Genomic DNA, 22,645 nt, shown 5'->3' with positions numbered 1-22,645 from the left:
CGTCCACGCGCCCACTTGTGGCCTGGGCACCCCACGCGCGGTGCCACAGCGCCGGCCCTAGCCGGGGACCTGCCACGGCCGCCCGAAGGCCGTTTGGACTCCCGGGGAAAAGAGGACCGATTCAGGCGGACCGGAGACGGCGAACCCGGCAGCGGCCAGGAGTTCCGTATCGAATTCCTGCAGCTCAGCCCGGTAAAGCGGCCACTGCTGATGGGTGTTCGGCACATAGAGCGTGCGTCCCAGGATGGCCGCGTGCGCGCCGAAGCGGGCCGTGACTTCCAGGGAGAGGGCATCCATGGCAGCGGCCTCGAAGTCCGGGCGGACCCTGAACCTGGAAGCTGCCTGTTTCCCGAAGCGCCGCACCTCGTAGCCGTACGTGCCCCCGCTTTTCACCGGACGGCAACGGGACCAGATGTAGGGGATCCCCGCGGCACGGGCAGCCAGAACGGCCGGCAGCCGCGATGCGTCCAGGGTTACGAACAGCACCCCGGTACTGCTGTCTCGTCCGCGGGTGTAAAGCCGGACGTTGATTTCAGTAAAGGACCCCAGCCACGGCACCGGGATCCTCCCGGCGAGGCGGGTCCGGTGCAGGCGAAAACCGATGAGGCCCACCCACGCTGAACCGAGGAAAACATCCGGCTCAACACCGGCCGGCAGATACCGCGCGGCCGTCGAAGCCTGAATCCGCCAGTGCAGGAATACGGCATCAGACCAGCGCTGCGTGATGAATTCCGGACCAGGAACTCCCGGCCCGGAAGGCCAGGGATCAGGGCCGGGGCGGCTACCGGCTGGCCGCGGCATGGCCTCACACCGCCGCTTTGCCCCGGGAGGGCCCCAGCAGGATCCCGCTGCGGGGCAGGCTCGGCATCCGGGTGAGGGGAACCGTGAGGTCCTGCGACGGTACGCTTCGGCCCGAGGCAGCCAGGAGGAGAACCGCCGCCTTGACCAGCGCAAGGGTGATCCCCTCCCCTGGGCAGCGGTGCCCGGTTTCCACGTGCCCTCCGCCCTGCGGCACCAAGGTGTTGGGATCGCTTTCCCAGGATCGGAAGCGTTCAGGCTGGAAAGCCTCCGGGTCTGTCCACGCGGAGGGATCGTGATTGGTTCCGTAGAGGTCCAGAAGGACCCAGGTGCCGGGCCGGAAGCTGTGTTCCCGCCAGGTGAATTCCTTCCGGGCTACTCCTCCGACGGCGGGGAAGAAGGGATAGTAGCGCCGAACTTCCTGGGCGAAGGGTTCAAGGTCTTCAAGGGATTCCCCTGCGGCGAACCGCCTGCGCCAGTGCGGGTGCTCAATCAGTGCGGCTCCGGCGAACGTGATGAACCGGTCCACGGCCACTATGGGCCGGATGACATTCAGGAGTTCGACGCCGGCGGCAGGCAGTGGCAGCAGGGTTCCGTCCGCGCTGCGGTGCCGGGCGATCAGGGCTGCCGGGGTTTCTTCAGCAGCAGGACGCCCTCCACTCCGGATCTCCGCAATGATGCCGCGGGCCCACCGTTCAGTGCTGCGCCGCCTCAGCTGTGCCCACCAGTTGGAGGGACCAAACGTGCCGGCCTTGTCCACCATCAGACCGAATTCCGCGGCCCGCTGCCGCAGCTGCGGTTCGGAGAGTTCCTGCCCGGTAGCCCATTCGCAAGCCGCCGCTGTGAGGACCAGCCGCGCCTGCGAGTGGAGGTGGACCGCCTGGTCTTCCGTCCCGTCGAACCGCTTCTTCCAGTGCCTCTCAAAAATGCTGGTCAGCCACGCCACGGAGCCGGGCGACATCATCGACGTAAACAGGGCCTTGCGGTGGTGGTGCGCTGCGCCGTCGAGCGTCTGCACGCTTCCTTTATCCTGCAGGAGGTGGACCACCGTGGGCGGCAGGGCACCCTGCCGGGTGAACCGGTCTCCCTCGTAGAACATGCGCGCTGCATCGCCGCCGCGTACGCAGACGACCGGGCGGCCGGCAATGCGTGTGGGGAACAGGTCGGCGCCCAGGGCATCACACCGGGCGGAAATAAACGTGTACCCCTCGCGCAGGAAGGCGAGGGAACTCTCGAAAGCGGGCCGCTTGTTAGGCATCGGTCTCCTTCACTGGCGGGACACGGGCGGTACGCCGACAGGCCGAAAACGATCAGTCTACTGATCCTCTGCCCGCCATTCGAGGGTCCAAACCATCCCCCGGACCCGCACCCGCGAAAATTGTCAGCAAGCTTACTATTCGTCTAGGCTCGTTCCATTCAGACTGAGACACGGACTGTGAAGGAGGCACCCATGAAAGCGGTTGTCTGGCACGGCGAAGGCGATATTCGGCTCGACTCGGTTCCTGACCCCGAAATCACGCACTCCCAGGATGCCATTGTGCGCATCGAGCGCAGCGGGATCTGCGGGACCGACCTGCACTTCATCCGAGGCACCATGAGCGGCATGCAGCCGGGCACCATCCTCGGCCACGAGGCGGTAGGCGTGGTCACTGAAATCGGCGCCGACGTCCGGCGGTTCGCGCCGGGTGACCGTGTCATTGTCTCCTCGACCATGTCCTGCGGGATGTGCCGGTACTGCCGAATGGGCCAGACCGCACAGTGCGACGTCGCAAACCCCAACGGGCCGGCGGCCGGCACCTGCTTCTTCGGCGGACCGGAATCCACCGGCCCGGTAGACGGGTTGCAGGCCGAATATGCGCGGATCCCCTGGGCCTCCAACACCCTGATCCCACTGCCGGACAATGTGTCCTTCGACGCGGCGATCCTGCTCTCTGACATTTTCCCCACCGCCTGGTTCGGCGCCGAGTTGGCGGGAATCCGCCGCGGCGACACCGTGGCGGTGTTCGGTGCCGGAATCGTAGGCCAGCTGGCCGTCACTTCGGCCTTCCGCCAGGGCGCCGGACGGGTCTGGGCGATCGACGGCGTCGACAGCCGACTGGTACAGGCCCTTGACCAGAACGCCGAAGTCATCAACTTCAACCGGGAGGACCCGGTCCAGGCACTGCTGGACGCAACGCAGGGAGTCGGGGTGGACGCCGTCATCGATGCTGTCGGTGTGGACGCCCAGCGTCCGGCATCCGGCCCCGCCGCCGCGGAGTCTGCCGCCCAGGCGGAGGAGTTCGCCGCGGAGGTCGACCAGGTAGCACCAGAGACCAATGTTCAGGGCGAGAACTGGGTGCCCGGCAATGCGCCGTCGCAGGCCTCCCAGTGGGCGGTGCAGGCGGCTGCCAAGTACGGCCGGGTGGGCATCATTGGCGTCTACCCGCCGAACCTGTCCTCGTATCCGATCGGCCAGGCCATGAACAAGAACCTCACCGTCCGGATGGGCAACTGCGACCACCGCTCCGTCACGCCGCCGCTGATCGATCTGGTGGCCACCGGTGTGTTTGATCCGGCTCCGTTCATTACCCAGCAGGAGCCGCTGACCGACGTCGTGGACGCCTACCTGAACTTTGACCGCCGCGAGGAGGGCTGGCTCAAGACAGTGCTGGCTGTGAACGCCTAGCGCTGCACGAACGCCTGTCAGTGTGCCTGCCTGCCGTCAGGGATTCACCACTGCCTTGACGGCACCCGGTTCCGCCCCGGCAACCAGGGCCGCTTCGACGTCGTCGAGCCTGTGGCGTGAGGTGACCAGCCCGTCCAGATCAACCAGCCCGCAGGAGGCGATGTCCACGGCGAGCGGCCAGGTGTTGGCGTACCGGAACGTCCCGGTAATGGTGAGCTCCCGTCCCTGGACCAGCGGGACCGGCAATGCGATGGTGTCCGACCCCATACCCACCAGCACGCAGCGGCCGCGCGGTGCCAGGCGCTGGATCCCGGACAGGGCAGCGGGTTCGGCGCCGGTAGCATCGACGAAGACCTGATACTCCGGGGCAGGTTCGGGCGCATCGGCCGAGGTGAAGGCGTGTGCAGCTCCGTAGCGGGCCGCCGCTTCCAGCCGTTCGGCGCGGACATCCGTCACCGTCACGTCAGCTCCGGCGAGCGCACAGACAGCGGAGACCAGCAGTCCGATGGGTCCGGCTCCGGCGACCAGCACCTTGTCGCCCAGCTGCACCTGGCCGGCTGCCCGGGCAGCAAGCGCAACGCTCAGCGGCTCGAGGAGGGCAGCGGCGTCATCGGACACGTGCTCCGGGACCGCATGGCTGAAGGCTGCCGGATGGACAACGTATTCGGCAAACGTTCCGTCCACCGGAGGCGTCGCGAAGAAGCGGACATCCGGGTCCAGGTTGTAGTGCCCGGACAGTGTCTGGCTGGAGTAGGGCTGCGGAATGCCGGGTTCCAGTGAGACCCGGGTGCCCACGCGCGCCGGGTCCACGCCCTCGCCCACCGCTGCGACCCGGCCGGAGGCTTCGTGCCCCAGCACCAGCGGGGATTCCACGACAAAACTGCCGATCCGCCCCTCGCGGTAATAGTGCGTGTCCGAGCCGCAGACTCCCACGGAAGAGATCCGCACCAGCACCTCCCCCGGGCCCGGCACCGGCACCGGCCTATCCTCAAGCCGGAGCTTGCCCGGGGCATCAAGTACTGAAACGCGCATGGTGGACGGCAGGCTCATTTGACCGCACCCATCGACAGGCCGCGGACCAGTTGTTTCTGCGCAACCCAGCCGGCGATGACCACGGGCAGGGAGGCCAGCACCGACGCCGCGGAGAGCTGGGCCAGGTACAGTCCTTCACTCGTCATCTGCGAAACCAGGAACACCGGTACGGTGGAGGATTTCGCGGCGGTGAGGTTCAGGGCGAAGAAGAACTCGTTCCAGGCGAAGATGACGCAGATCAGCGCGGTTGCGGCAAGGCCGGGAGCCACCATGGGCATCAGTACCCGCCACAGGGTCTTGAGCAGGCCGGCGCCGTCCATCTGCGCCGCCTCGAGCACCTCGGAGGGGACTTCCTGGAAGAAGGAACGCATCATCCACACCGCGATCGGCAGGTTCATGGACGTGTAAAGCACCACGAGGGTCCAGATGTTGTCCAGGACCTTCAGCTGCCCGGCGATGACGTAGATCGGCATGATCACGGCCACGACCGGCAGCATCTTGGTGGAGATGAAGAAGAACAGAACGTCCTGGGTCCTCTTCACCGGCCGGATGGACAGGGCGTAGGACGCGGGAACGGCCATGATGATCACCAGCAGGGTGGAGACGCCCGTGGCGATGATCGAGTTCACGAAATAGGTGCCTGCCCCGGCATCGAGCACCGCCCGGTACTGGTCCAGCGTGGGTGTGAAGAAGAACGACGGCGGGTTGGAGGCTGCCGCTGATTCCTGCTTGAACGAGGTCAGCACCATCCACAGCACCGGGGAGAAGAAGGCGATGGCCAGGATCCAGGTGAGGGTAGTGAGCAGGGAGGCGCCGGCGCGGGGCTTGCCCTTGCGCCGCGGCGCCGCCGCGGGAGTACCGGTGGAAGGCGTGCGTTCGGCCGGAGCCGGTTGTATCTGCGTGGCCACGGCTAGTCCTTTGTGTCGAAGCTGCGGAAGATCAGGCGGAGGGCGAAGGTGGCAACGATGATCGTGGCAACTACTACCACCACGCCCATGGCGGCCGCCTGGCCGATGTCGAAGCCGAGGAATGCCCGCTGGTAGATGTAGAACGGCAGGTTGGCGCTGGCCGTCCCGGGACCGCCGGCAGTCATGAGGTAGATCTGGTCGAAGGTGTTCACCACGTAGATGGCACCGAGGAGGACACCCAACTCGATATACCGGCGCAGCTGCGGCAGGGTCACCGAAATGAATGTGCGCCACCAGCCGGCACCGTCTACCTGCGCCGCTTCCAGGACGTCCTTGGGCTGCGCCTGCAGTCCGGCCAGGACCAGCAGCATCATGAAGGGCGTCCACTGCCAGACGAGCGCCATCAGGATCGAGGCGATGGGATGGGCGGAGGTCCAGTCCACCGGCGGGATGCCGACCAGCCCGATCAGCCAGTTCAGCAGTCCGTAGCTCGGGTTCAGGATCGAGACCGACCACAGCAGCGAGCTGGCCACGGGCATGATCAGGAACGGGGTAATGAGCAGCGTCCGCACGATCCCCCGGCCCTTGAACGAACGGTCCAGCAGCAGGGCGAAGATGATCCCCAGGATCATGGCGAAGAAGACGCAGCCTACGGTGAAGATCACGCTGTTCAGGGCTGCTTGCCGGAAGGTCGAGTCCGTGAAGATCTCGATGTAGTTGGAGAACCAGACGAAACGGTCGCCGTCGGGATTGAGGAGATTCCAGTTCTGCAGTGAATACCAGATGGTGAACAGGAACGGGACCTGCGTGACGATCAGCGTGAAGATCAGTGCCGGCAGCAGCGGCCCCCGGCGCCGCCAGCCTTCGGCCTTGGACATTCCTCCCGCCTGGCGCTGTTCGACGTCGCGGCGGGCTTTCTGGTTATGCCGCTCTACCAGTGTGGCCATCAGTTCTCTCCTGACTGGTAGCTGTCCGCGACGGTTTCCGCGTAGCGCTGCGATTGTTCAAGGGCTTCCTGAACTGTTTTCTGGCCCGCGATAGCCGCGGAAATCTGCTGCGCCACCCGGGTTCCAAGGTCCTGGAATTCCGGGATCCCCACGAACTGCAATCCGGGGTACGGCACGGGTGCGGCCATGGAGGTGTCCTGGGACGCCCCCGCCATGGCGCTCAGCGTTGGTTCCGCATAGGCCTGGGCAACCTCGGCATATTCCGGGATCTCGTAGGTGGAAAGCCGGCTCCCGGGTGGAACCCGTTCCCAGCTGATCTCTTCACCCACCAGCTCGATGTATTCCTTGTTGGTCATCCAGGATACGAAGTCCCAGGCGGCGTCCTTTTCCTCGCTTGTGGAGGGAATGGCGAGCGACCAGCTGTACAGCCACCCGGCGGATTCCGTCTCCTGCACGGGAGCGGGCGCGTAGCCGGTCTTGCCGACGACCAGGGACGACGCCGGATCCTCCACCCCGGACACCATGGCGGTGGCGTCGTACCACATGGCTGCATTGCCTTGGGCGTACCGGGTGAGGCAGTCGCCGTAGCCGCTGGTGGCAGCGCCGGGCTGGCCAGAGCTGCGGACCAGGTCCACATAATCGGTCACGGCGGCTTCCACCTCGGGCGAATCGAGCGTGGCGTTCCAGTCCTCGTCGAACCAGCCGCCGCCGTAGGTGTTCATCATGGTGCTCAGCGGAGCCATGACCTCGCCCCAGCCGGCCAGTCCACGCAGGCAGATGCCGGAGAAGTCCTCATCCGGCTTGTGGAGTTTCTCCGCGAAACCGGCAATGTCATCCCACGTCGGCTTCTCCGGCATGGTCAGCCCGGCTTCTTCAAAGAGGTCCTCGCGGTAGGCCAGGAAGGAGGACTCTCCGTAGAACGGCACCGAGTACAGGTCACCCTCGTAGCTGAGCGCCTCGCGGATGTTGGGAATGAAGTCGTCGGGGTCGTATCCCTGGGTACCCTCGGCATAGTCCTGCAGGTTGGTCAGCCAGCCGTTTTCCGCCCACATCGGAGTCTCGTAGTTGGAGACCATAACCACGTCGAATTCTCCGCCGCCGGTGGCAACGGAGGCGGTGATCTTGGCGCGTGCCTCGTTCTCGGGCAGCGACACGAACCGGACGTCTATGTTCGGATGCTCTTCCTTGAAACGGTCCTGCAGGGAGATCGCATCGGTCATCTGCGGATTCGAAACGATCGCCACCACGATTTCGTCGCGGCCTTCGGCGCTGTCTCCTGCGCAGCCGGCCAGGACCAGCGCAAGAGACGCAGCGGCAGCTGCAACGCCCTTGCCGAAACGGCGGCTACGCCCCGGCGGCCTGCTGCGTTGTGATCTCATCCGGTCCCTCTGCTCATTTGAGAATTTTGGTGCGCTCATTTGGTGAGTGACTCTAGTCATATAGGATCAAATGAGCAAGAATGAGTGCTCATTCGGGAACAGGCAGGGTCGAATCATTACCGGAACAGGTACGCCCCACGAGGAACTCCTGGCCAGGATTGGCCGGGACTATTACGTCTATAACCACTCCAAAGTGGAGATTGCGCGAAGTTACGGGATTTCACGCTTTCAGGTGGCCCGTTACCTGGATGATGCACGGGCGCTGGGCATCGTGCACATCGACGTCCGCTTCCCCTCCACAGCCACGGACCTGGACCCGGATCGCCTGGCTTCCTCACTCGGCGTCGAGCATGTCCGGATGACGCCGACGGGCCAGGATGACCGCACCACCCGCGACGCCATGGCCCGCGGCGCTGCCGAGGAACTGGCCTCGGCTGCTTTCCCCGGAGCCACCGTGGGCATTTCCTGGTCGCGGACCCTGGATCTGGCCGCACAGCACGTGACAAGCCTGCCGGCCTGTGACGTGGTGCAGCTGGCCGGAGCCCTGCCCGTTCCAGGCAGCGGCAATTCGCTGGAGCTGATCCAGAGCCTGGGCAGGCACGCCGGTGTGAGGACCTGGCCGCTCTGGGCGCCCCTCGTGGTCGAGAACAAACAGACGGCAGATAGCCTGCGGCGCCAGCCGGAGATCGCCGACACCCTGAGGAAGGCGGACGCCCTGGACGCGGCCGTCGTCGCCGTCGGGTCCTGGATGCCAGGGTTGTCCACCGTCTGGAACCGGGTGGACAACCGCCTTCGGGTGGAATCTGCCGGCGCCGGCGCCGTGGCCGAATGCTCGGGACGGCTGCTGGATGCCTCGGGCAACCCGGTGGAGTCAGAACTGGATGACCGGGTGCTCGCGGTAACCGTGGCCCAGCTGCAGCACACCCCCAAGGTTGTGGCGGTGGCCCAGGGTGCAGCGCGCGCCGAGGCGGTCCGGGCCGTCCTGGCCGCAGGTTTCGTGACCACCCTGCTGATTGACGAAGAACTTGCCGTTGCCCTCTCCGGCACGGCCGCGAGTGATCCGGCAGCCACCACAGAGAGGTGACGGGGACCACGGGATTAGCAGCTCCGGCACGCGTACGGTAGAGTTCTAAGCACGACGCGGGGTGGAGCAGTTCGGTAGCTCGCTGGGCTCATAACCCAGAGGTCGCAAGTTCAAATCTTGCCCCCGCAACCATAAAGAAGGTCCTGGTCCGGTTTTCCGGTCCGGGACCTTCTGCTTTTCCCGGTACCGGCCGGACCCCTGTGTGACACGCGTGTGAAGGGGCCAAACCGGTGATTTTACTAGTATCGGCTCTGTGCTGGCCGGAGATAGATCGGCCACAGAGCTAAGGAAACCGTTGGAAACCACTCTCACCCGCAGGCTTGGCGTGCCCGGAATCGTCCTGATGGTCGTCGCCGCTGCGGCCCCCATCACCGTTGTTGCGGCTAACTTCCCCCTCATCCTCACCGTCTCCGAATCAGTCGGCCTGCCCCTGATGGTGCTGGCCGCCACGGCCATCCTGCTGCTGTTCTCGGTCGGCTACGCCTGGATGACCCCTCACGTGCCGGATGCCGGCGCCTTCTACTCCTACGTCGACCGGGGGCTCGGCCGCCGGGCCGGGCTCGGCACCGCAGGGCTGGCGCTCTTCGCCTACGTCCTGCTCACGGTCTCGATGACCTGCTACTTGGGCGTGCAGGCAGGAAACCTCATTGAGCTCTGGACCGGGGTCCAGGTTTACTGGTGGGCAATCTCGGCCGCCATGATCGCCGTCGTCGGCTTCCTGGGCTACCGGGACATCAATCTTTCCGCCAAGGTGCTCGGCACCGTCCTGGTCCTGGAAGTTGCCGCTGTCCTGGCCATTGACCTCGGTGTGCTCTTCTCGGGCCGGGAACTCACCTCCGTCCCGTTCAGCCCGGCCGAAGCCATGTCCGGTGCGCCTGGTCTGGGCCTGCTGTTCGCTTTCCTCGGCTTCTTCGGCTTCGAGGCGACCGCGGTGTTCCGCAACGAGGCCAAGGATCCGGAGCGCACGGTCCCCCGGGCCACCTACATCGCGGTGCTCTCCATCGGCGCGCTGTACATCCTCTCCTCCTGGCTGATCATCAGCGGCCTGGGGGCCGGCAACGCCGTGGCCCTGGCCACGGACAGTCCTGACAGCGTGGTCGTCGGCTTCGCCGGGGAAATCCTCGCCCCGATCATGACGGACATCGTCCAGGTCCTGGTGGTGACAAGCATGTTCGCCTGCATGCTGGCGTTCCACAACATCGTCTCGCGCTACCTCTTCACGCTGGGCCAGCGCGGGGTGCTGCCGGCCGGCCTGGCTGCTGTCCACCCCGCCCACCGGGCACCCTCCCGTGCCTCCCTCTGGGTTACCGGCGTGACCGCCGCCGTCGTGCTGGTCTCCGCCGTCGCCCAACTGGACCCGGTCCTGGAGATCTACACCTGGTACTCCGGCGCAGGGGCCATCGGAGTTATCGTCATGATGACCCTGACCAGCTTCGCGATCGTAGGCTTCGGTACGCGCGGCGGCGGAGTGCCTGCTCCCGGCATGGTGCGGGCCGCGGCTGTGGCCGGCGGAATCGGCCTGCTCGGGGTGCTGGCACTCTCCCTCTGGAACTTCCCGTTCCTCGTCGGCGGCAACCTCGCTGCCATCATCTGGGGTGCGGCCCTGGTCCTCGTCTTCGTGCTGGCCGCTGCCCTGCCGGCCAGCACCCGCCCGGCGCCGGCTGACACACCGGAACCGGCGGACGCTTCCCGCCGCTAGCCGTCCTCCCGGTTCCCGTGCCCGCGGACGAGGTTTTCGACCGTGGCGCGGGAGCCGGCGTCGTGCAGTGAGGCCAGCGCCTGCATATAGGCCTCGACGAAGCGGTCATTGGAGGCCAGATCGCTAAAGAGCTCGGGCTGGGAAATGAAGGCCAGCGGATCTTCGCGGTTGCGTGCCGCGGCGGCCATCAGCGGTTCGCGCAGCCGGTCGACGACGTCGATCTCCGCGCCCTGTTCATCAGTGCCCTCGGCGTACCGGGCCCAGCTGGCCACAATTGCTGCGGAGCGGTGGATTTCGCCGCCCGCCTTAAGGTTCTCGCGGATCACCGGCAGCAGCCACTTGGGGATCCGGTCCGAGCTTTCGGCGCAGAGCCGGGCCAGCGTATCGCGTACGTGCTCGTTGGAAAAGCGTTCAATCAGTTTGTGCCGGTATTCATCCAGATCCACACCGGGCAGCGGCTTGAGCGTAGGCGTGGCTTCGCGCTCCATGTAATCCAGCAGGAACCGGGCAAAGGCCGGATCCTGGCAGACCTCGTGGGCGTAGCGGTAGCCGGCCAGGTACCCGAAGTAGCACAGACCCTGGTGGCTTGCGTTGAGCAGGCGCAGCTTCATGAGTTCATAGGGCTCGACGTCGTCCACCACCTGCACACCGGCGTCCTCGAACGGCGGGCGGCCCTGCGGAAAATGGTCTTCCAGGACCCACTGCTCAAAGTCCTCGCTGACCACCGGCCACGCGTCCTCTATGCCGAAGTCCTCCGCGACCATGGCCCGGTCCGCATCCGTGGTGACGGGGGTGATCCGGTCCACCATCGAGTTCGGGAAAGCCACGTGCGTGCGCATCCATTCCCCCAGCTCCGGGTCGCGGAGGTCCGCGAAGGCGGTGAACATCCTGCGGGCTACGTCTCCGTTGCCCTGGATGTTGTCGCAGGACATCACGGTGAACGGCGGTACGCCTGCATCCCGGCGTCGTGCGAGCGCCTCGGTGACCAGGCCGAAAACGGTTGCCGGAACGGCTCCGGAAGCCAGGTCCGCCTGCACGCCTGCGTTGCCGGCGTCGAACTCCCCGCTGACATGGTGGAAGTTGTATCCGCCTTCGGTGATGGTCAGGGAAACGATCCGGGTCTGCGGGGAAGCCATCTTCGCGATGACGGCTTCCGGATCCTCCGGTGCCAGCAGGTATTCAGTGATGGAACCGATTACCCGCCCTTCGCGGGTGCCGTCCGGGTTCTTCAGGACCAGGGTGTACAGGCAGTCCTGGGCGTCCATGACGGACTTCATCGCCGCGTCCTGCGGCAGCACCCCCACACCGCAGATGCCCCAGTCAAGGGCCTTGCCCTGGTTCATCAGCCGGTCCAGGTACATAGCCTGGTGGGCGCGGTGGAATCCGCCCACTCCAAAGTGGACTATCCCGGTGCTCACCTGTGAACGGTCATACTGTGGGGCGGGCAGGTCCGGGGGAAGGCTTGCCAGGGACGCTGTGCTGAGCTTGCTCATGAGTCACACCTGTCGAAAGAACGGATAGGTGCGGCTCAATTTATCATGTGAGCGCAGCGATGCTACTCAGATGAGCAGAGACTCGGGTGCGGCGAGAGTTAATCGACCAGTTCGGATTGCGTCTCGATGAAGTCCCAGTCCCGCATATCCAGGATGGGATCGATGACCGGGCCGCCCGCTTCGGCGATCCGGTCCTGGATTTTGTTGGGAATACCGTCCTGACGGAGGTTTTCCCGAAGCCACTGCTTCGCCGTGGTGTCGAGGTACGGCCACCACCGTTCGATCTTGATGGGCTGCATGTCCTGCCCCTTTCCTTCACGGTAGGTCCACGGTGCCACCGGTCCCCAGAGCGCGCAAGAGGGGTGCCGAAGACCGCCTTCAGAGGATTGGAAAGGCAGCGGCGACCTAAACGTCCGCCGGAGTAAAACCCCTTGTCAGGGGGATAAGGGCAAGCTTCGCCGGGTGGTTAGGGAAGCGTGGTGATGCTCTCGATGGCAGCCCGTGCGTCCGCTGCAAGGGTCGGCGGGATGGGCGCGCTCTTGGCGGCGTCGGCCGATGCTTCCTGGCCTTCATCGCTGATCACATACTGGCCGAAGGTCTTGACGAGCTCGACCGTGTCCGCATCCTCGTAGCCGCTGCAGAAGATCTGGTAGGAGACCAGGACCAGCGGGTAGGCTCCGGGCGCCGTCGTCGTGCGGTCAAGATGCAGGGCAATGTCATGTTCTCCGCGTCCCGGCACGCGGGTGCTCTGCTCCACGGCGATTGCCGCGCCCTCCGCGCTGATGGGGACGTACTCATCGCCGACCTTGAGGTTGACGGTCCCCAGGGATTCATCCACTACTGAATCATCCGAGTAGGCCACGGCGCCCTCGGTCCGGGTGACGGTGCTGATGACGCCGGCACTGCCCTGGGCGTTTTCGCCGCCGAGGCCGCCGGGCCAGGAACCGGACGGGTCCGTGGGCCACGCTTCGGGAGCCGCCTCATGCAGGTACTCAGTGAAGTTTTCGGTGGTGCCGGAATCGTCCGCGCGGCTCACGGGCGTGATCCGGGTGTCGGGAAGCTGCACTCCGGGGTTCTGGCCGGCGATTGCCGGATCGTTCCAGGCGTCGATTTCGCCGCGGAAGATTTTCGCGACGGTGGCTGCGTCGAGATTCAGCGTGTCGATGCCGGGAAGGTTGAACGCCACTGCAATCGGGGAGATATAGGCGGGAATATCCAGGGCGCCGCCAGGGCCGCAGACTTCCCGGGCCTCTGCCAGTTCCTCGTCCTGGAGATAGGCGTCCGATCCGGCGAACTGCACCGCACCGGCCAGAAGCGCATTGCGCCCGGCGCCCGAGCCATCCGGAGAGTACTGGACCTGGACCTTGGGATGCAGCACGCGGAAGCCCCCGATCCAGGCATCCATGGCAGGGCCCTGCGCCGTGGACCCGGAACCGGAGATGATCCCCTCCAGCTTGGAGGTACTGTTCTCCGCAGCTTTGCGCTGTTCCTCACCCAGTGGGTAGTCGGAACCGCAGGCAGAAAGCGCCAGTGCTGCGGCGGCGGCCACTGCCAGGGCACGAAGGGAACGGGAACTGCGCACGGTGGGGTGCTCCTTTAGGGGAAAGCGGCATCAGGCGGCCCGGAGCTCAATGCCTTGAAAGCGGCACATCCGGTTGCAACTTCAAGGCTAGCCGCCGATTAGTCCCCACCGCCAACTGGGAGCCGCCCCTTCCCTTGGCTGCCCCTGAAGGTAGTGGAAGGATGGGTCCACTCCGGACCACAGCGCGGCCACGAAGGCGGAAACCGCTTAGGTGCCCCGGTCCCTGCCCCAAGGGGGTTTCATGCTGGTTGCTGCAGCGATACTGACCGTGGTCTCCGCCGCCGTGCACTTCTATTTCTTCTTCCTGGAGTCCCTGCGCTGGACGACAGCCGAGACCATGGGCGTGTACGGAATCACTTCCGAACAGGACGCGGAAACCACCCAGCCGCTGGCCTACACACAGGGTTTCTACAACCTGTTCCTGGGGGTGGGCGCTGTCCTGGGAGTGCTGCTCATCGGCGTCGGCAATCCCGTGGCCGGCCTGACCCTCATGAGTTTCTCCACTGCCTGCATGGCCCTGGCTTCAGTGGTGCTGCTGGCCGGCCGGTGGCCGCTGGGGCGGATTGCGCTCATCCGCGGGGTTCCGGCACTGCTGGCGCTGCTTCTCACCCTCTTTGGCGCGTAACCCTCCCTTCGGACCGGGTCAGGCAGGGCTGGGAGGGCGCGGGGACGACGTCGTATGCCGCCTCCGTCCAGAGGTGGAACAAGGCATAGGCGCGCCAGGGCCGCCAGTCTTCAGCCAGGCGGATCGCCTCCTTCGCGGTGGCAACTCCAAGCGCCCGCCGGAGGACCAGGTCCCCGGGAATGAACGCATCCCGGTTCCCCGCGGCACGGACTTCCAGGTAATCGGCGGTCCAGGGTCCGATGCCGGGAAGGGCCAGCAGTGCCGGCCGGACCGCCTGCCAGTCGCTGTGCCGTCCCAGCTCCAGCCCGCCGGCTGCCGCTTGTGCAAGGGCATGGATGCTTCCCGCGCGGGCACCGGTGATCCGCACTGCCGCCTGCAGGTCAGCGGGTGCGACGGCGGCCAGTTCGCCCGGCGCGGGGAAGGTTCGGAGTCCGCCGGGGCCGGCGGTTCCGTAGGCGGCGACGAGGCGGGCGGCAAAGGTACGCGCGGCAGCCAGCGACACCTGCTGCCCGAGGACGGTCAGCACCGCGGTCTCAAACCCGTCCACCGACCCGGGGATGCGGAGTCCGGGATAGCGTTCGACCAGCGGGGCCAGCCGGGGAAAGGCAGCCAGGGCGGTGTCTACGGCGGGCGTATCGGCGTCGAGGTCAAGCCAGCTGCGGACCGCACCAAGGCAGCCTGCGTCGTTATCCTGCCGGCCGCCGCAAAGGCTCACGGAGACCCGGTCCGGTGCGTCAAGGCCGATCCGCGCCAGCACCGGTCCGCCGGGGGCCGGCCAGAGCCTGGTGAGGACTGCACCCGACGCCGTCACCTCCACGTTTTCCAGGCCCGGCACAGCGTGGGCGGCCAGGCTGCGGACCAGCGGCCGCCACGGAAACGGGCCGGCGGCGGCCAGCACGTACGTGCGGTCCGGATCACCTGCCCCTGCCGGGCTCATTCCATTCCCGTCATCCGGAGAGTGATGTTGATCCTGCCCTTGTTCAACCCGGTCTCCGGATCCGCGGTCCCGGCCAGCGTTTTGGGTACCCCGTGGTACGCGAAACGTGAAGGACCGCCGAAGACGAACAGGTCGCCGGAGGACAGCTCGATGTCGGTGTAGGGCTTGGTCCGCGTTTGTGTATTCCCGAAACGGAATATGCAGCTGTCGCCGATGCTGAAGGACACCACCGGGGCCGACGACTTCTCATCCTTGTCCTGGTGCATACCCATATGCGCCCCTTCGGCGTAGTAGTTGATCAGCGCCGTGTCCGGGGTGTAGTCCTCCGGATCGATGATGTCCGGGTCATAACCCGGTTCCCCTTCAGTGCAGTAGGCGGCGCGGATTGCCCTGCGGCCCAGCTCCACCAGCCAGCCAGGAACTTCGGCCACGCGGCCGCCGCCGGCGTCGTCGGCCGTGCGCGTGTATTTATAGGGCTGCCAGTGCCAGCCCAGGCAGACGGTCTGGACGGACATTTTGTGCCCGCCGGGCAGCACTGCGGAGCGCATGGGGACGGGTCCAACGGCCCAGGCCCGGCAGGCCTCGACGATGCTGCGCTGCTGTTCGGCTGTCAGCCAGCCCGGCACGTGGACCGCCCCGGCGGACGGGGCGGAGCGTTCGCGCGGGAAGAGTTCACCGCTCATGCCGCGGCCTCCATGGTGAGCAGGGTGCGCTTGGCGTCGCTGCCGCCGAGGTAATTCCCGATTTTTCCGTCCGAGCGGACCACCCGGTGGCAGGGCACAACAACGGGCAGCGGATTTCGGGCGCAGGCGGTTCCGGCGGCACGGACGGCGCCGGGGTTCCCCGCGAGCGCCGCCAGGGCAGCGTAACTGGCCGTGGCACCGTAGCCGATGTCGGAGAGGTGCTCGATGACGGTGCGCCGGAAACCGGTGGCCAGGCGCAGGTCCAGTGCCAGGTCGAAGGATTTCCGTGAGCCGGCGAAGTACTCCCGGAGCTGGCGGACGGGTTCAGCCAGGCGCGCGGCGTCAGCCAAGATCCGCGGACTGACGCGGACGGCCAGCTCCGCCAAGACGGCGTCGTGCCCTTCCACGGCGAAGCCGACCCTGACCAGCCCGGCCGGCGTTGCGGCGAGCAGCAGTCCCCCGACTGGCGAATCCATTACCGTGTAGGCGACATCGAGCAGGTCCTGTCCGGCGGCGTCGGCCGTGAGCCGCGCATGCAGCCGGGCCAGCGTCTCGCTCTCGGCCTCCGGCGCGTCCTGCGCGGCAGGTGCTGTATCCGGGGTCATCGGAGGTCCTCCACATCCAGTGATCGAAGTTTCTTCATGCCATCAGCGGCGGAGCGCCGGCAGGCCGCTTCAGTGCTCTCGAGCAGGAGCGCCACCTCCGCGAAGGGGAGCCCCGCCAGATGGTGGTAGGCCAGGGCTTCACGCTGGCGCTGCGGCAGCGTCCGCAGGGCGGCCCACAGCCCGTCGTGTTCTCCCGGTCCGGGATCCGCAGCTGCCGCACCTTCGGGGATTTCAGGCACTGTGACCGGGCGCCGGGCAGCGGCCCGGCGGGAGTCTATGGCCTTACGCTTGGCGATTGTCACCAGCCAGGCCTGGACGTTGGCCGCAGGATCGAGCGAAGGATAGGCGCGCAGCGCGGAGAGGAACGTTTCCGACCAGGCGTCCTCCGCGTCATCGGGCCCCAGTACGGCACGGCAGAGCCGCAGCACGACGGCGCCGTGTTCCCTGACGATCGCTTCGAACGGTTTCACTTCCACATACTGTAAACGCGCGGCAGCTCCCTTTTGTGAGCCTGCAGTCCTATAGCCAGGCGATTCCCGGTGCCGATGTTCCCTGTCCGCCGCCGGCGTCTCCGTTCGCGGTGAAGCCGGCAGCCGGATCCGCACCGCCCAGCAGTGAGCGGGTCATGGCTTCGCGCTGCCCGGACAGGTCCGAAGCGGCCGCGATAAGGTGCCGATCGGCCGGATCTTCTCCCGCTTCTGCTGCCGCCAGGATCGCCCGGCGGACCAGCTCCCGGGCGAATGACGCCGTCGCCCCCTCAGCCTGTTCCGCCACTTCAGCGAGCGCAGCTGCGGAAAACTCGCCGCCCGGGGCATACAGCTCCATGAGCCGGACGCGGTCCCCCGGCCCGGGCAACGGGATTTCGACGGCAAGGTCCACCCGTCCGGGACGCTGGGCGAGGGCAGGCTCCAGGACGTCCACCCGGTTGGTGGTCATAACGAAGGCAATATCGGCGTCGGCCTCGAGCCCGTCCAGGGCATCAAGGACTTGGAAGAGCAGCGGCTGCGGGCCGTGGCCCATGTTCCGGTCTTCGGCCACCAAGTCAATGTCTTCGAGGACCACCAGGGACGGCGCCATGGCCCGGGCAAGGCTCGCCGCCTGGGAGATCGCTCCCAGCGAAGCGCCAGTGAGCAGGACGGCGGTCGTGCCCGGACTCTCACTGAGCAGGTGCCGCACAGTGTGCGTTTTGCCGGTTCCGGGCGGACCGTAGAGCAGGACGCCTCGCTTGAGGTGCTGGCTGGCGGCCTGCAGGCGGCCGCGGTGCCCGGCGATGCCGAGGACGTGGCTGCGGACCCGCTCGAGCACGCCGTCGGGCAGGATCACCTTCTCCCGCGGCAGCGACGGACGTGTCAGGAAGTTCACCCCCGCACCGCCCGGCCCATAGGGGTCGAAGCCGAGTGAGATGACCTGTCCGCGCAGGATGCTGTGGACCCGCAGGTGTTCCTGGACTGCCGCCAGGACGGCCGCGGCCACCGGACGTTCTGCGGCCATGACAGCCAGCTGCACGTCGGGGCTGCCGGTCTGCAGGTCACCGTTCCGCTGCAGGACAGCCACGGGTACCCCATCATGGCGGAACAGCCGGATTCCCAATCCGACCGCTTCCCGGCTGCTGCCGGGACCGACGGCGATGTTGACGAAGTCCGGCTGGCCGACCGGGATGTAGCCGTAGCCCTCCTCCTGCACAATGTCGGAGAGACCAAGGTGCTGGCGCTGCTGTCCCCCGCCCAGGCCGATCAGCGTGTTCCCGGGGTCCTCAGCCGCGATCTGCTCCATGGCGATGTCCGCGTCAGCGAAGCGGTGGAACGGGATCGCTTCCACGACGATCGGTACGTCCTGGGCCGGCACTCCGAGGTGGGCGCTGAGGGCGTCCCGCCGCCGCGGCCGGGGCGCGGACGCGGCACGCTGCTGCTGGGCCAGTTCGACGGCGGCGTTGAAACTGGCCAGGAAGTCCGCGAGGTTTTTCTCCATGGCGGCAGACACTATCAGCGCACGCGGCTTCGGGTCTGCTGTTTGGGGTCAGGCCCTCAGCGCGTTCTGCCGCAGATCCGCCTTGCGGATCTTGCCGCTGGCCGTGGTGGGCAGGGCCTCGCGGAACTCCACGGATTTTGGCACCTTGTAGCGTGCCAGTTTCCCTTCGAGGTGGTCCAGGACCGTCTTCTCGTCGAGTTCGGCGCCTTCTGCGCGGACGATCACGGCATGCGGCACTTCCCCCCAGCGCTCGTCCGGAACGCCGATCACGGCAACGGTGGAGACCTCCCGCAGCTCCATGATCAACTGCTCCACTTGGGCCGGGTAAATGTTCTCGCCGCCGGAGATAATCATGTCCTTGATCCGGTCGGAGATGTACAGGAAACCGTCGTCGTCGAAGTAACCCATGTCGCCAGAGTTGAACCAGCCGCCGTCGGAGAAGGCGGTCGATGTGGCGTCCGGGCGGTTCCAGTACTCACGGATCACGTTTCCGCCGCGGATCTGGATTTCACCCACTTCCCCCGGGCCGGCCGGGACTCCCCCGCTTCCGGAGATCCGGACATCGGTGAAGAAATGCGGCAGTCCGGCAGATCCTGCCTTCGCCCGTGAATACCTGGCCGGCAGCGCAGTCGCACCCGGCGAGGTTTCGGTCATCCCGTAGCCGCCCGAGAAGGACAGGCCCCGTTCTTCATAGGCATCGAGCACACGCGCCGGGACGGGTGAGCCGCCGCAGGTGAGCATCCGGAGGCTGGAAAGGTCCGTCGATTCCCAGGTTGGGTGTTCTGCCAGCATCTGGTAGGTGGTGGGAACCCCGGAAAGTGAGGTGATCCGGTGTTCTTCGATCGCCGCGAGGGTCGCACCGGGTTCGAACCTGCTGTGAAGAACGAGTTTCCCGCCCTTGAGCAGGACCGGCAGGGCGCCCATGCCCAGGGATGCTACGTGGAACAGGGGCGCGATCATCAGGGCAATGGTTTCAGAGCTGACGTCGTAGTCGACCAGTACGTTCACGCTGTTCCACGTCATGTTCCCATGGGTGAGCAGCGCACCCTTGGGGTTTCCGGTGGTACCGGACGTGTACAGAATGATGGCGGGGTCCTCGAGGCCGACTAACACATCCCGCGGCTCAGCGTCGGCATCCTGCAGCACAGCCTCGTAAGACTCTGCCGCAGGAGTGCCGGACGCTGTTTCCGTCCCTGCCGGGGCCGCCGCCGAGCCGGCCTCCGGGGCCACCACCAACCGGTGCGTCACCGGCGATTCGCTGCAGCCAAGGACCGCAAGTCCGTCCAGCTCAGCCGCATGGATCAGCACGGTGCTCCCGGAGTCCTGGAGCGCGAACCGAACCTCCGGCGGGGCCAGCCGGGTGTTCAGGGGCACGAACACCGCCCCCAGGGACCCCGCAGCAAACAGCGACTCAAGGAACGCCGGGTGGTTGTTGCCCAGGTAGGCGACCCGGCTCCCGGCTGAAACGCCGCGGGCTGCCAGTGCGCCGGCCAGCCGGTCTATCCGCTCGGCCAGCTGGTCGTACGTCAGGTCAATTCCGGCCCCGGCCACAGCCGCAACACCGGCCGACTTCACCCGGCGGCGGTGGATCCAGGATCCCAGTCCCTCGTTTCGCATCTGCTCGCTCCCTTTCCGGGCGTCCGGTTAGGCGTAGAAACGGGCCAGGAATTCGGCGACGACGGCGGGACGCTCTTCGCCCTCGATCTCGATCGTGTTCGACGTCTTGATCTGCACGCCGCCCTTGACCTCGGTGACCTCTGCGATCACCGAGTGCAGCCGGACCTTGGAGCCCACCTTCACCGGGTTGGTGAACCGGACCCGGTCCAGGCCGTAATTGACCTTGGTCTTCACACCGTCCACGTCAAAGAGTGCACTCCACAGCGGGATGATCAGGGACAGGGTCAGGAACCCGTGGGCGATCGGCGCACCGAAGGGGCCGTCCTTGGCCTTCTCCGGATCGGTATGGATCCACTGGTGGTCATCCGTGGCGTCGGCAAAGGTGTTGATCTGGTCCTGGGTGATCTCGACGTAATCGGTGTAGCCCAGGTCCTTGCCGGCCAGCGAGGGCAGTTCTTCGAGGGTGACAACGGTAGCGCTCATGTTCTTTTTCCTTAGGTTTGCAGGGAATGAATGGGTTAGCGGAAAGCGCCGGTGCCGGCGATCGAGCGCCCGACAATCAGGGCGTTGATGTCGTGGGTGCCTTCGTAGGAATAGACGGCCTCGGCGTCGGCATGGAAACGGGCGACGCCGGTGTCCAGCGTGATCCCGTTGCCTCCGACCACTTCGCGCGCCAGGGCGACGGTCTCCCGGAGGGAGGTGCAGGTGAACATCTTGGCCAGTGCTGAATCCTCGTCCCGGAAGATGCCCTCTTCCTGGCGCTGGGTCAGCCGGACAACCATCCCGAGGGACGCTGTCAGGTTGGCCAGCATGGTGGCGAGCTTCTGCTGCGTGAGCTGGAAAGACGCCAGCGGGCGGCCGAACTGTTCCCGTTCCAGGGTGTAACGGACGGCTGCTTCATACGCCCCGGCCTGCATGCCGGTGGCGATCCACGCGACGTCGGACCGCAGCCGGCGCATCAGTGCCGCCACGTCCTTGAAGGAGTTGATGTTCGCCAGCCGCGCCGTGTCCGGAACCCGGACGGAGCGCAGTTCAATGTCGGCGTTCTGCATCATCCGCAGGGAGGTCTTGCGCAGGATCTTCGTCAGGGTCACACCCGGCGCTTCGCGCGGCACGAGGAAGGCCTTGACCTGCCCGTCTGCCTCGTCCCGGGCGAAGACGGCCAGCACGTCCGCGGTGGCCGCTCCGCCGATCCAGCGCTTGGCGCCGTCGATGATCCACTCATCACCGTCGCGCCGGGCCGAAGTTGCCAGCCCGCCGGCAATGTCCGAGCCGTGCTCCGGTTCGGTCAGCGCGAAGACGCCGGTGAATTCGAAGGACCGGATCAGCGGATCCAGCGCTGCGGCCTGCTCGGCGCTGCCGCCGTGCAGCACGGTGGAGCGGAACAGCCCCGACTGCGCGTTGTAGAACGTGGCCACGGAAGCATCCGTACGGGCCAGCTCAAAGTTCCGGAAGCCGCCGTACAGTCCGGAGGTACGCCCCGAACTGTCCGCGACCCCTTCGGGCGCCATCAGGTTCAGGTCCACCAGCGGCTGCCGGATTTGGTACGGGAACTCCCCGGCTTCCCAGTAGTCCGCCAGCAGCGGGGCCACCTGAGCGTCCAGGACAGCACGCAGCTTCCCCAGCACTTCCTGTTCGGGACCGCTGAGCAGGTCGGAGTAGCCGTACCGGTCCGCGGCGTACAGGGGTTCTGCCGTTCCTGCGGTGCCTGCGGCTGCTGCTGACGCGCTCATGAACCCAGGCCCAGGAGCCGGACGGCGTTATCCTTCAGGATCTTGGGCCGCACCTCGTCCTTCAGCGGCAGGTCTTCGAAGGCACGCATCCACTTCTGCGGACTGATCAGCGGGTAGTCGGTGCCGAAGAGCACCTTGTCCTGCAGGACGGAGTTGGAGAGCTTCACCAGCGACTCCGGGAAGTACTTGGGCGACCAGCCGGACAGGTCGATGAAGACGTTCGACTTGTGGGTGGCGATCGAGTTGGCTTCGTCCTGCCACGGCACCGACGGGTGCGCCATGATGATCTGGAAGCCGGGGAAATCCGCGGCGACCTCGTCCAGCAGCAGCGGGTTCGAGTAGCCCAGCTTGATGCCGGACCCGCCGGGCGTGCCGGCACCCATGCCGTTCTGGCCGGTATGGAACACGGCCGGCAGGCCCAGCTGCTCCAGGGCTTCCCACAGCGGATAATAGCGTTCGTCCGACGGGTTGAAGCCCTGCAGGCTGGGGTGGAACTTGAACCCGCGGACCCCGTAGTCCTCGGCCAGCAGTTTCGCCCGGTCGATGGCTTCGGCGCCGGTGAGCGGATCCACCGATCCGAACGGGATCAGCACGTCGTTGTTCCGGGCCGCGCCCTCGGCAATGTCCTCGATGCTGTTCGGTTCGTGCTTCAACCGCGTCCGGGCGTCCACCGTGAAGACCACGGCAGCCATGTTCAGCTCCCGGTAGGTCGCCGCGATGTCATCCAGCGACGGTGTCCGTTCCTCGGCCTTGAAGTACTTGCTCGAGGCGTCCATCAGGTCCTGCGGCAGCGAGACGTGTCCGTGCCCGTCGATCTCGATATGCACATGCATGTCGATCGCGGTGAGCGAGTCAACGTCCAGGCCCAGTTCGTAGCGGGTGGGTGCCAT

General features: G+C 66.4%; 22 protein-coding genes and 1 tRNA gene. 5 read left to right on the top strand and 18 right to left on the bottom strand.

Going from position 1 to position 22,645, the window contains the following annotated elements:
* Nucleotides 1-57 precede the first annotated feature (57 nt).
* Both TVB01_RS03080 and TVB01_RS03075 read right to left on the bottom strand, forming a co-directional pair.
* Nucleotides 58-801, bottom strand: a complete 744-nt coding sequence (locus tag TVB01_RS03080) for a YqjF family protein (RefSeq protein WP_422454022.1) — start codon at nucleotides 799-801, stop codon at nucleotides 58-60.
* A gap of 4 nt (nucleotides 802-805) precedes the next feature.
* On the bottom strand, nucleotides 806-2,056 hold the full coding sequence (locus TVB01_RS03075) for a cytochrome P450 (protein ID WP_422454021.1): 1,251 nt from the start codon (nucleotides 2,054-2,056) through the stop codon (nucleotides 806-808).
* A 192-nt stretch (nucleotides 2,057-2,248) separates the two neighbouring features.
* Between TVB01_RS03075 and TVB01_RS03070 the strand changes: the two genes are divergently transcribed.
* Complete coding sequence (locus TVB01_RS03070) at nucleotides 2,249-3,463, top strand: alcohol dehydrogenase catalytic domain-containing protein (protein WP_422454019.1); 1,215 nt, start codon at nucleotides 2,249-2,251, stop codon at nucleotides 3,461-3,463.
* Between the two features lie 36 nt (nucleotides 3,464-3,499).
* Here TVB01_RS03070 and TVB01_RS03065 read toward each other — a convergent pair whose 3' ends face one another.
* Genes TVB01_RS03065 through TVB01_RS03050 form a run of 4 tightly spaced genes read right to left on the bottom strand, consistent with a single transcriptional unit; the run spans nucleotide 3,500 to nucleotide 7,729 of the window.
* Complete coding sequence (locus TVB01_RS03065; RefSeq protein WP_422454018.1) at nucleotides 3,500-4,513, bottom strand: NAD(P)-dependent alcohol dehydrogenase; 1,014 nt, start codon at nucleotides 4,511-4,513, stop codon at nucleotides 3,500-3,502.
* Entirely contained in the window at nucleotides 4,510-5,403 is an 894-nt protein-coding gene (locus TVB01_RS03060) for a carbohydrate ABC transporter permease (protein WP_422454017.1), read from the bottom strand. The genes TVB01_RS03065 and TVB01_RS03060 overlap by 4 nt, the downstream gene beginning before the upstream one ends.
* A 2-nt stretch (nucleotides 5,404-5,405) precedes the next feature.
* Nucleotides 5,406-6,350, bottom strand: a complete 945-nt coding sequence (locus TVB01_RS03055) for a carbohydrate ABC transporter permease (protein ID WP_422454016.1) — start codon at nucleotides 6,348-6,350, stop codon at nucleotides 5,406-5,408.
* Nucleotides 6,350-7,729 (bottom strand): ABC transporter substrate-binding protein, encoded by a 1,380-nt coding sequence (locus tag TVB01_RS03050; RefSeq protein WP_422454014.1) that lies wholly within the window; start codon nucleotides 7,727-7,729, stop codon nucleotides 6,350-6,352. Before TVB01_RS03050 ends, TVB01_RS03055 begins: the two co-directional genes overlap by 1 nt.
* Nucleotides 7,730-7,799: 70 nt before the next feature.
* On the opposite strand from TVB01_RS03050, the gene TVB01_RS03045 reads away from it, so the two are divergent.
* The 3 genes from TVB01_RS03045 to TVB01_RS03035 all read left to right on the top strand — a co-directional run bounded on the left by TVB01_RS03045 (nucleotide 7,800) and on the right by TVB01_RS03035 (nucleotide 10,512).
* Nucleotides 7,800-8,813 (top strand): sugar-binding transcriptional regulator, encoded by a 1,014-nt coding sequence (locus TVB01_RS03045; protein ID WP_422454013.1) that lies wholly within the window; start codon nucleotides 7,800-7,802, stop codon nucleotides 8,811-8,813.
* Between the two features lie 55 nt (nucleotides 8,814-8,868).
* Nucleotides 8,869-8,945: transfer RNA gene (locus TVB01_RS03040), tRNA-Met, on the top strand.
* A gap of 163 nt (nucleotides 8,946-9,108) precedes the next feature.
* Nucleotides 9,109-10,512, top strand: a complete 1,404-nt coding sequence (locus tag TVB01_RS03035; protein WP_422454011.1) for an APC family permease — start codon at nucleotides 9,109-9,111, stop codon at nucleotides 10,510-10,512.
* Here TVB01_RS03035 and TVB01_RS03030 read toward each other — a convergent pair.
* The 3 genes from TVB01_RS03030 to pstS form a co-directional block, all read right to left on the bottom strand.
* Nucleotides 10,509-12,005, bottom strand: coding sequence for a mannitol dehydrogenase family protein (locus TVB01_RS03030; RefSeq protein ID WP_422454009.1), 1,497 nt, complete (start codon nucleotides 12,003-12,005; stop codon nucleotides 10,509-10,511). The genes TVB01_RS03035 and TVB01_RS03030 overlap by 4 nt on opposite strands.
* A 98-nt stretch (nucleotides 12,006-12,103) precedes the next feature.
* A complete protein-coding gene (locus tag TVB01_RS03025; protein ID WP_227896098.1) occupies nucleotides 12,104-12,304 on the bottom strand; it encodes a hypothetical protein in 201 nt (66 codons plus the stop codon).
* Nucleotides 12,305-12,471: 167 nt separating this feature from the next.
* Entirely contained in the window at nucleotides 12,472-13,587 is a 1,116-nt protein-coding gene (gene pstS, locus TVB01_RS03020; protein WP_422454007.1) for a phosphate ABC transporter substrate-binding protein PstS, read from the bottom strand.
* Nucleotides 13,588-13,828: 241 nt separating this feature from the next.
* On the opposite strand from pstS, the gene TVB01_RS03015 reads away from it, so the two are divergent.
* Nucleotides 13,829-14,212, top strand: coding sequence for a DUF1304 domain-containing protein (locus TVB01_RS03015; RefSeq protein ID WP_422454006.1), 384 nt, complete (start codon nucleotides 13,829-13,831; stop codon nucleotides 14,210-14,212).
* On the opposite strand, the gene TVB01_RS03010 is transcribed toward TVB01_RS03015, so the two are convergent.
* Genes TVB01_RS03010 through TVB01_RS02970 form a run of 9 tightly spaced genes read right to left on the bottom strand, consistent with a single transcriptional unit; the run spans nucleotide 14,193 to nucleotide 22,645 of the window.
* Nucleotides 14,193-15,149: a DNA-3-methyladenine glycosylase family protein gene (locus TVB01_RS03010; RefSeq protein ID WP_422454005.1), complete on the bottom strand. Its 957-nt coding sequence runs from the start codon at nucleotides 15,147-15,149 to the stop codon at nucleotides 14,193-14,195. The two genes, TVB01_RS03015 and TVB01_RS03010, sit on opposite strands and share 20 nt — an antisense overlap.
* On the bottom strand, nucleotides 15,146-15,832 hold the full coding sequence (locus TVB01_RS03005; protein WP_422454003.1) for an alpha-ketoglutarate-dependent dioxygenase AlkB family protein: 687 nt from the start codon (nucleotides 15,830-15,832) through the stop codon (nucleotides 15,146-15,148). Before TVB01_RS03005 ends, TVB01_RS03010 begins: the two co-directional genes overlap by 4 nt.
* A complete protein-coding gene (locus TVB01_RS03000; protein ID WP_422454001.1) occupies nucleotides 15,829-16,437 on the bottom strand; it encodes a methylated-DNA--[protein]-cysteine S-methyltransferase in 609 nt (202 codons plus the stop codon). The genes TVB01_RS03005 and TVB01_RS03000 overlap by 4 nt, the downstream gene beginning before the upstream one ends.
* Nucleotides 16,434-16,907, bottom strand: coding sequence for an RNA polymerase sigma factor (locus TVB01_RS02995; RefSeq protein ID WP_422454000.1), 474 nt, complete (start codon nucleotides 16,905-16,907; stop codon nucleotides 16,434-16,436). Before TVB01_RS02995 ends, TVB01_RS03000 begins: the two co-directional genes overlap by 4 nt.
* Before the next feature lie 49 nt (nucleotides 16,908-16,956).
* The gene (locus TVB01_RS02990) at nucleotides 16,957-18,405 is read right to left on the bottom strand and encodes an AAA family ATPase (protein ID WP_422453998.1); all 1,449 of its coding nucleotides are present in this window, start codon (nucleotides 18,403-18,405) and stop codon (nucleotides 16,957-16,959) included.
* Between the two features lie 48 nt (nucleotides 18,406-18,453).
* Entirely contained in the window at nucleotides 18,454-20,022 is a 1,569-nt protein-coding gene (locus TVB01_RS02985; RefSeq protein ID WP_422453996.1) for an acyl-CoA synthetase, read from the bottom strand.
* A gap of 27 nt (nucleotides 20,023-20,049) precedes the next feature.
* Entirely contained in the window at nucleotides 20,050-20,505 is a 456-nt protein-coding gene (locus TVB01_RS02980; protein WP_154580167.1) for a MaoC family dehydratase, read from the bottom strand.
* 35 nt (nucleotides 20,506-20,540) lie between these two features.
* On the bottom strand, nucleotides 20,541-21,755 hold the full coding sequence (locus TVB01_RS02975; protein ID WP_422453995.1) for an acyl-CoA dehydrogenase family protein: 1,215 nt from the start codon (nucleotides 21,753-21,755) through the stop codon (nucleotides 20,541-20,543).
* A complete protein-coding gene (locus tag TVB01_RS02970) occupies nucleotides 21,752-22,645 on the bottom strand; it encodes an amidohydrolase family protein (protein ID WP_422453993.1) in 894 nt (297 codons plus the stop codon). Before TVB01_RS02970 ends, TVB01_RS02975 begins: the two co-directional genes overlap by 4 nt.

Origin of the sequence: Arthrobacter sp. 7Tela_A1 (assembly GCF_049311065.1) — a bacterium.
Lineage (GTDB): Bacteria > Actinomycetota > Actinomycetes > Actinomycetales > Micrococcaceae > Arthrobacter_B.
This window is presented reverse-complemented; position numbering and strand designations above follow the sequence as displayed.